Source organism: Meridianimarinicoccus aquatilis, from assembly GCF_004358675.1.
In the GTDB taxonomy this organism is placed as follows: domain Bacteria; phylum Pseudomonadota; class Alphaproteobacteria; order Rhodobacterales; family Rhodobacteraceae; genus Meridianimarinicoccus; species Meridianimarinicoccus aquatilis.
In genome coordinates, this window is record NZ_SMZO01000095.1 from 1 (window position 1) to 8,152 (window position 8,152).

General features: G+C 58.4%; 8 protein-coding genes. All 8 read right to left on the reverse strand.

The window, feature by feature from the left end:
* Window positions 1-17 precede the first annotated feature (17 nt).
* Window positions 18-1,193: an elongation factor Tu gene (gene tuf / locus E2L05_RS19795; RefSeq protein WP_133341793.1), complete on the reverse strand. Its 1,176-nt coding sequence runs from the start codon at window positions 1,191-1,193 to the stop codon at window positions 18-20.
* Window positions 1,194-1,278: 85 nt separating this feature from the next.
* Window positions 1,279-3,420 carry an elongation factor G gene (gene fusA, locus E2L05_RS19800; protein WP_133344705.1) on the reverse strand — a complete coding sequence of 714 codons (2,142 nt, stop codon included), beginning with the start codon at window positions 3,418-3,420 and terminating at the stop codon, window positions 1,279-1,281.
* Between the two features lie 20 nt (window positions 3,421-3,440).
* On the reverse strand, window positions 3,441-3,911 hold the full coding sequence (gene rpsG / locus E2L05_RS19805) for a 30S ribosomal protein S7 (RefSeq protein WP_133344707.1): 471 nt from the start codon (window positions 3,909-3,911) through the stop codon (window positions 3,441-3,443).
* Between the two features lie 12 nt (window positions 3,912-3,923).
* A complete protein-coding gene (rpsL, locus tag E2L05_RS19810) occupies window positions 3,924-4,295 on the reverse strand; it encodes a 30S ribosomal protein S12 (protein WP_008182915.1) in 372 nt (123 codons plus the stop codon).
* Between the two features lie 305 nt (window positions 4,296-4,600).
* Window positions 4,601-5,479, reverse strand: coding sequence for a DMT family transporter (locus E2L05_RS19815; RefSeq protein ID WP_133344709.1), 879 nt, complete (start codon window positions 5,477-5,479; stop codon window positions 4,601-4,603).
* A gap of 161 nt (window positions 5,480-5,640) precedes the next feature.
* Window positions 5,641-7,278 carry an IS66 family transposase gene (gene tnpC / locus E2L05_RS19820; RefSeq protein ID WP_133341571.1) on the reverse strand — a complete coding sequence of 546 codons (1,638 nt, stop codon included), beginning with the start codon at window positions 7,276-7,278 and terminating at the stop codon, window positions 5,641-5,643.
* Between the two features lie 62 nt (window positions 7,279-7,340).
* Window positions 7,341-7,688: an IS66 family insertion sequence element accessory protein TnpB gene (gene tnpB / locus E2L05_RS19825; protein ID WP_099828201.1), complete on the reverse strand. Its 348-nt coding sequence runs from the start codon at window positions 7,686-7,688 to the stop codon at window positions 7,341-7,343.
* On the reverse strand, window positions 7,685-8,053 hold the full coding sequence (gene tnpA, locus E2L05_RS19830; protein ID WP_133340995.1) for an IS66-like element accessory protein TnpA: 369 nt from the start codon (window positions 8,051-8,053) through the stop codon (window positions 7,685-7,687). The genes tnpB and tnpA overlap by 4 nt, the downstream gene beginning before the upstream one ends.
* Window positions 8,054-8,152: the final 99 nt, after the last annotated feature.

Here is an 8,152-nt window from a genome sequence, read left to right on the forward strand (position 1 = left end):
CATTCCCGAAGGTCTGATTAGTCGAGGATTTTCGAAACCACGCCCGCGCCAACGGTGCGGCCGCCTTCGCGGATCGCGAAGCGAAGTTTCTCTTCCATGGCGATCGGTGCGATCAGCTCAACTGCGAAGCTGACGTTGTCGCCCGGCATTACCATTTCCGTACCTTCAGCCAATGTCACCGTGCCGGTCACGTCCGTCGTGCGGAAGTAGAACTGCGGGCGATAGTTGGCGAAGAACGGGGTGTGACGGCCACCCTCGTCTTTGGTCAGGATGTAAGCTTCTGCCTCGAACTTGGTGTGCGGCTTTACCGAACCCGGCTTACACAGCACCTGGCCGCGCTCAACGCCTTCACGGTCCACACCGCGCAGCAATGCGCCGATGTTGTCGCCTGCTTCACCGCGATCCAGCAGCTTGCGGAACATTTCAACGCCTGTGCAGGTCGTTTTCTTGGTGTCGCGGATGCCGACGATTTCAATTTCGTCGCCAACGTTGATCACGCCACGCTCAACACGGCCGGTCACAACAGTCCCGCGGCCAGAGATCGAGAACACGTCTTCGATCGGCATCAGGAACGGCTGGTCAACCGCACGCTCAGGTGTCGGGATCCATTCGTCAACGGCAGCCATCAGCTTCTTGATGGACTCTTCGCCGATCTCGTTGTCACGGCCTTCCATCGCTGCCAGAGCGGAGCCTGGGATCACGGGAATGTCGTCGCCCGGGTACTCATAGCTGCTCAGCAGTTCGCGGATTTCCATCTCGACGAGTTCAAGAAGCTCTTCGTCGTCAACCTGGTCAACTTTGTTCATGTAGACGACCATGGTCGGGATACCAACCTGGCGACCCAGCAGGATGTGCTCGCGGGTCTGCGGCATCGGGCCATCAGCTGCGTTCACAACCAGAATCGCGCCGTCCATCTGCGCCGCACCGGTGATCATGTTCTTCACATAGTCAGCGTGGCCGGGGCAGTCGACGTGTGCGTAGTGGCGGTTCTCGGTCTCGTATTCCACGTGCGCGGTCGAGATCGTGATCCCACGAGCCTTCTCTTCGGGCGCGCCGTCAATCTGGTCGTACGCTTTGAAATCACCGAAATACTTCGTGATCGCCGCCGTCAGAGTCGTCTTGCCGTGGTCAACATGGCCGATCGTGCCGATGTTCACGTGCGGCTTGTTCCGTTCAAACTTTGCCTTTGCCATCATGGCCTCCTGTTCGTTCGTTGGGTGGCGGGGTCTTCCCCGCCCTACAGTGCGTGGGTAGGGCGGGGTTCACCCCGCCATCCCGTCAAGCGTATTTCTTCTGGATCTCTTCGCTGATGTTCGCGGGGACCGGTTCATAATGATCGAAGAGCATCGTGAACTGGGCGCGACCCGAAGACATGGACCGAAGTGTGTTGATATAACCGAACATGTTCGCCAGCGGAACGAAGGCATTGATGACGATCGCGTTGCCGCGTGTATCTTGCCCCTGAACCATACCGCGACGCGATGTCAGATCGCCGATGATGCCGCCCGTGTACTCTTCCGGTGTGACGACTTCGACTTTCATGATCGGTTCCAGCAACTTCGCACCAGCCCGCTTCAGACCTTCACGCATGCACATCCGCGCTGCGATTTCGAAGGCGAGAACGCTGGAGTCAACGTCGTGGAACTTACCGTCGATCAGAGCAACTTTGAAATCGATAACCGGGAAGCCAGCCAAGGGGCCGCTATCCATAACCGATTTGATGCCCTTTTCCACGCCCGGGATGTATTCCTTGGGAACGGTACCGCCAACAATGCGCGACTCGAACGAGTAACCTTCGCCAGGCTCTGTCGGCGACAAGATCATCTTAACTTCAGCGAACTGACCAGACCCACCCGACTGTTTCTTGTGGGTGTAGGTGTGCTCAAGTTCGTGGCCAATCGTTTCACGATACGCCACCTGCGGCGCACCGATGTTCGCCTCGACCTTGAATTCGCGCTTCAGACGATCGACGAGAATGTCGAGGTGAAGTTCGCCCATCCCCTTCATGATTGTCTGACCCGACTCGAGATCGGTTTCAACGCGGAAGGAAGGATCTTCTGCCGCAAGACGCTGAAGGCCTTGGGACATCTTTTCCTGGTCGGCCTTTGTCTTGGGCTCAACAGCAATCTCGATCACAGGATCGGGGAATGTCATTGTTTCCAGAACAACCGGCGCCTTGGCATCGGACAGAGTGTCGCCTGTGGTCGTATCTTTCAGCCCTGCCAACGCAATGATGTCACCAGCAAACGCTTGCTCGATCTCGGTCCGGTTGATGGCGTGCATCATCATCATACGACCAATGCGTTCTTTTTTGCCTTTGGTCGTGTTCAGAATGCTGTCGCCCTTGGACAATACGCCGGAATAGATCCGTGTGAAGGTCAAGGAACCAACAAACGGGTCGTTCATGATTTTGAACGCCAGCGCCGAGAACGGCTCTTCGTCATTTGCATGACGTGGAATGTTGCGCGTTTCTGTCTCATCATCAGGCGAGAAGCCCATGTAAGCAGGAACATCGAGAGGACCCGGAAGGTAATCGATAACAGCGTTGAGCAGAGGCTGAACGCCTTTGTTCTTGAACGCGGAGCCAGCAAGAACCGGCACAAACGCCATCGCCAGTGTACCCTTGCGGATCAACTCACGAAGCTTCGGCTCGTCCGGCTCGTTGCCTTCAAGGTACGCTTCCATCGCATCGTCGTCCATCTCGACGGCGATTTCGATAAGCTCAGCGCGCATCTCTTCGGCTTTGTCTTTCAACTCGTCGCGGATGTCTTGGATGACCCAGCTCGCGCCAAGATCTTCACCAACCCAGACCCACTCCTTCATCGTCACGATGTCGACGATGCCTTCAAGCTGATCTTCTGCCCCAATCGGCATTTGTACCGGCGCAGGAATCGCACCTGTACGGTCCTTGATCATCTTGACGCAGTTAAAGAAGTCCGCGCCGATTTTATCCATCTTGTTGACGAACACGATCCGCGGAACCTTGTACCGGTCAGCCTGACGCCACACGGTTTCAGTCTGCGGCTCAACACCGGCGTTGGCGTCAAGAACGGCAATCGCGCCATCCAGAACAGCCAGCGAACGCTCAACTTCAATTGTGAAGTCAACGTGACCGGGAGTGTCGATTATGTTGAAACGGAACGATGCTTCTTGCGGAGTGTCCCCGTAGATGCCCGTCGTCGTCGACCCGTCTTCAGTACGGAACCAGGTGGTTGTGGTCGCAGCAGAGGTGATCGTGATGCCACGCTCCTGCTCTTGCTCCATCCAGTCCATGGTCGCAGCACCGTCGTGCACTTCGCCAATTTTGTGCGACTTGCCGGTGTAGAACAGGATCCGCTCGGTGCAGGTGGTCTTGCCCGCATCGATATGCGCCATGATCCCGAAGTTCCGGTAGCGCCCGAGAGAGTATTCGCGTGACATGAGTCTGTCCTCTAGTCTGGTTACCAGCGGTAATGGCTGAACGCTTTGTTTGCGTCGGCCATCTTGTGGGTATCTTCGCGCTTCTTGACCGCGGTGCCGCGGCCCTGAACAGCATCGATAAGCTCGCCTGCAAGGCGCTCTTCCATGGTGTTTTCGTTGCGCTTGCGGCTTGCGATGATCAACCAGCGAATCGCCAGCGCCTCGCGGCGCTCAGGGCGAACTTCGACGGGAACCTGATAGGTCGCACCACCGACCCGGCGCGAGCGAACTTCGACCGCGGGCTTGATGTTGTCCAGCGCCTCGTGGAACACTTCTACAGGGGCCTTCTTGAGCTTGGTTTCAACCCGGTCAAACGCATTGTAAACGATGCGCTCGGCGACGGACTTTTTGCCGTCAACCATCAGGTTGTTCATGAATTTCGTCAGAACGCGGTCCCCGAACTTAGCGTCGGGCAAAATTTCGCGTTTCTCGGCAGCGTGACGACGGGACATCTGATAATCCTCTTACTTCGGACGCTTGGCGCCGTACTTCGAACGGCGTTGCTTACGGTCTTTGACGCCCTGTGTATCCAGAACACCACGCAGGATGTGATAGCGTACACCGGGAAGGTCTTTTACACGGCCGCCACGGATCAGAACCACAGAGTGCTCCTGAAGGTTGTGGCTCTCACCCGGGATATAGCTGATGACTTCGAAGCCATTTGTCAGCCGGACCTTCGCCACTTTCCGCATCGCCGAGTTCGGCTTCTTCGGAGTGGTTGTGTAGACGCGGGTGCATACACCACGCTTCTGAGGGCAGGATTCCAAGTGCTGTGACTTGGATCGTTTCACTTTGGGCTGCCGCGGCTTGCGGATCAGCTGCTGGATCGTTGGCATTCCGGTATTATCCCCGCGTTGCTCATCGTTCATCGTCTCGGTCACACGTCCCGAGGACGCGCGGATTGCTCTTCATGTGGCCATCCCGCAAGATGTGCGGACAAAAACAAACACCGCCCCCGTCCCCGATTAGGGTGACGACGCGGTGGGCTTCAGAGGATCGGGGCGTTTTGGCCCGGATCGTGACCACAAGTAATATGAGTCAAATGGGGAAAACCCCGTTCGATTTCGCGGCGTATATGGGGAGTCGCAAGGGTTGTCAACAGCGATACCCCGAAGCCCCGCTTTCAAGGCGTCAAGACCAGCTATTCTTGTCTACTCACTGCGCGCTCCCGGTAGAATGTGAAAGCACCGGTAGCAACCACAATGCTGGCGCCAATCAGCGTTACGGGCTCCGGAAATTCCCCAAAAGCCAAATACCCAAGCACAAGTGCCCAGAGCAAGCCCGTGAACCGAAACGGCGCGACGGCTGCGACATCACCGATACGCATCACAGCAACACTGCAGACATACGCGGCCAGAATGAAAAGCGCGGAGGCGATCAGCAAGAATGTCGCCCGAACGTCTAGCGCGAGCCAAACTTCCCCCGGTCCCAATGCACCGCCCAAGCACATCACGCCAAGTGAGCCGAAAAGAACAACAATCATCGTTGGAACACTTCCGTCTAGCCGCCGTGTCGACAGATCTCGGAGTGTGATCGCAGCGACGGCCAGCAGCGCGTAGAGTGTATAGCTGTTGAAGCCAGACGCCCCGGGCTGCACGATCAACATCACACCGCAGAACCCCACGGCAATGGCGCTTACGCGGCGCCATCCCAAAGTGTCGCCGAGGAACAGCGCTGCGGCCAATGAGACAGTCAGCGGCAACACCTGCAAAATCGCCGTCGCATTAGCCAAAGGCATGTGAAAAAGGGCCGATATGAAGAAGAAGGCAGCGGCAACCTCGCCCAAGGTTCGTAATGCAACGCGGCCCCAGTCAGAGCCGGACAACCTTACGCGCCACAGGCCATGCCACATGACCCAGCCCCCAATCAGGGCTGATGTCAGCGCCCCCCGCAGGAACAGCACCTGTCCCAAGGGGAGATCTTCGCCAAGCGCCTTCAGGCACGTGTCATTCAATGCGTAGCCTGCCATAGACAGCGTCATGATCAGTGCGGCGCGGGTATTGTCGCCCCCCTGCCCCATAGGTTCTGTCCTCACCCCTGTAGATCGCTGTGCAATCAGTGAGCCTGCGCATTCCCCAACACAAGCGCCGATGCAGTGCTATCGGTGCAGAGCGGGTACGCCGGGCCAATGCGAACGCCGGAATGCCAATCTGTTCGTAACCGCGCCATTGAGACCGCAGCTTATGCGGCTTGACTATCGGTTGTGGATGCCAGCGGCGCCCAATTCCACGGTAATAATTCATCGAGCCTGTTGATTTTGTGATCGTGGATGCGGTCGAGGATGTCGGCGAGATAGGCCTGCGGGTCGAGACCGTTGAGCTTGGCGGTTTCGATGATGGTCATAGCGCGAGCGAGGGTTTCCGCACCGGTATCGGCCCCTGCAAATAGCCAATTTTTCCTTCCAATGCCAATTGGACGCAAGGCGCGCTCGGCGGGATTGTTGTCGATAGCGACGCGGCCATCGGTCAGGAACAGGCTGAAGGCCTCCTGTCGACTGAGGCCATAGCGGAATGCCTTGGCCAGATCGCTTTTGCCCGGAATGCGCAGGAGTTGTTGCTCTGACCAAGCAAAGAAGGCCGTGACCTTTGGTTGGCTCAACTGTTGACGTGCGGCATGGCGGACACCAGCGGGTTGACCGTTAATGTCGCGCTCGATGTCGTAAAGCTTGCCGATCCGGTCGAGCGCCTCGCGGGCAATCTCGGATTTTGTCGAGGTCCAAAAATCATGGAAGTCACGCCGCAGATGGGCCCAACAGGCTGCCTCTCGCAAACGCCGCCCACTATTGGGTTCAGGCTCGTAAAGCTTGGCATAGCCCTTGTAGCCGTCCGCCTGCAGGATGCCGCGGGCATTGGCCAGATGGCTGAGGATGTGCTCTTCCTTCCAGTTCGGTGCGAACCGATAGACCGCACCGGGTGGCGCGGCACCCGCCCATGGGCGCTGATCGCGCACATAGGCCCAGATCCGGCCTTGCTTCACACCTTTGCCAAGCCCTTTGTCTTTCTTGGAGCGGTCCAACACCCGGATCGGCGTATCATCTGCGTGCAGCAAATCGCTGCCCATGATGTCAGCCTCAATGCGCTCGATCAGCGGCGACAGGGCCTTCATGGCGCGGCCACACCAGCCGACCAGCGTGCTTTCGGGGATGTCCGCCCCCATGCGGGCGAAGATCTCGTGCTGGCGATATAACGGAAGGTGGTCGTCGAACTTCGAGACCAGCACATGCGCCAGCAGGTTCGGGCCTGCCATACTGCCCGGGATCGGACGGCTTGGCGCGGGTTCCTGCACGATCCGCTCGCAGCGGCGGCAGGACTTCTTGATCCGGGCGATCTGGATCACCTTCATCTGCGCGGCGATCATGTCGAGGAGTTCGCTGACATCCTCGCCCACCACGCGAAGATCGCCGCCACAGTCAGGGCAGCAGGTGCCGGGGTCCAGTTCACGCCGCTCGCGTGGGGTCGTATCCGAGACCCGTGGTCGGCGGCGCAAAGCGGGTGCATCGGCAGCTTCCGGTGACGGTTCATCCTGCCCTTCGTCGATGGGCGCGTCATCGTTTTCCGCTACGGCGACCAACAGGTCTTCGAGCGCCAGTTCCAGCTGCTCGATTTCGCGCTCGACCTTTTCCGAGGACTTGCCAAAGGCCAGTTTCTGCAACTTGGCGATCCGCAGGCGCAACGCTTGAACCAGTTGATCATGGACACGCAATGTCGCCGACATCTTGGCGTTCTCTGCCTCGATCCGAGCATTTTCTACCTGCAAAGCCGCGATCATCGCCCTCAATTCAGCGGGATCATCAGGCAAATTTTCATCAGGTTTCGACATGCGCCTGACTACCAAAAATCAGGCTATAGCACCATATAAATAAAGCAAATCAGGTCGCAAAATCACCCGACCCGCGCAGGCGGAGCGCCCCAATCGGGACGCCGCCAGTCGATGCCTTCCCAGAGCATCGCGAGCTGTGCAGAGGTCAGCCGCACCGCCCCATCCTTGGCGCTCGGCCAAGGGAAACGCCCCCGCTCAAGCACCTTGTAATAGAGGCAAAACCCCTGACCGTCCCAGTAGAGCAGCTTCAGCCGGTCACCACGCCGTCCCCGGAACGCAAACACCGCCCCACTGGCGGGTTTCTGACGCAGCACATCTTGGGCAAGTGCCGCCAGCCCGGCGATCCCCTTTCGCATATCCGTCACACCGCAGGCCAGATACACGCGAACGCCGGTGCCAGGGCCGATCATGCGGCTTCCACGGCACGGATCAAGGACGTCAGCGCGGCCGGGTCTATCGTGCTATCAAAATGAAGGCGATGGCCGCACCGTAAGCGCAATTCGACTGCAACTGGTGGCGACGTATCAGCTGCCGTAGGCTGCCCCGCCGACACTGGCATATCCAAAGGGTAGAAAAGCGCCCCGGCATTGGGCGTCCACAGGCCCTTCTTCTTGAGATCATGCCGCCAGGCGTAAATCTGTTGCCGCGTAACCTCATGGCGTTGCGCCACCTGCGTCACCGTCGCCCCGTCTATCCCAACCGACATGACAATCTCGAGCTTGTCCTCGTCACGCCAGAAACGCCGTCGCTCGACCCCAAGAATTTCACCACGCATCGATGACCCCGCATAAGACACGTCGTTAACGACGTCGTTAAACACGTATCTTAGATCATCGCCCCAGCGTCAGGCAGGCGGTGCCAATGGTGCGGTTAC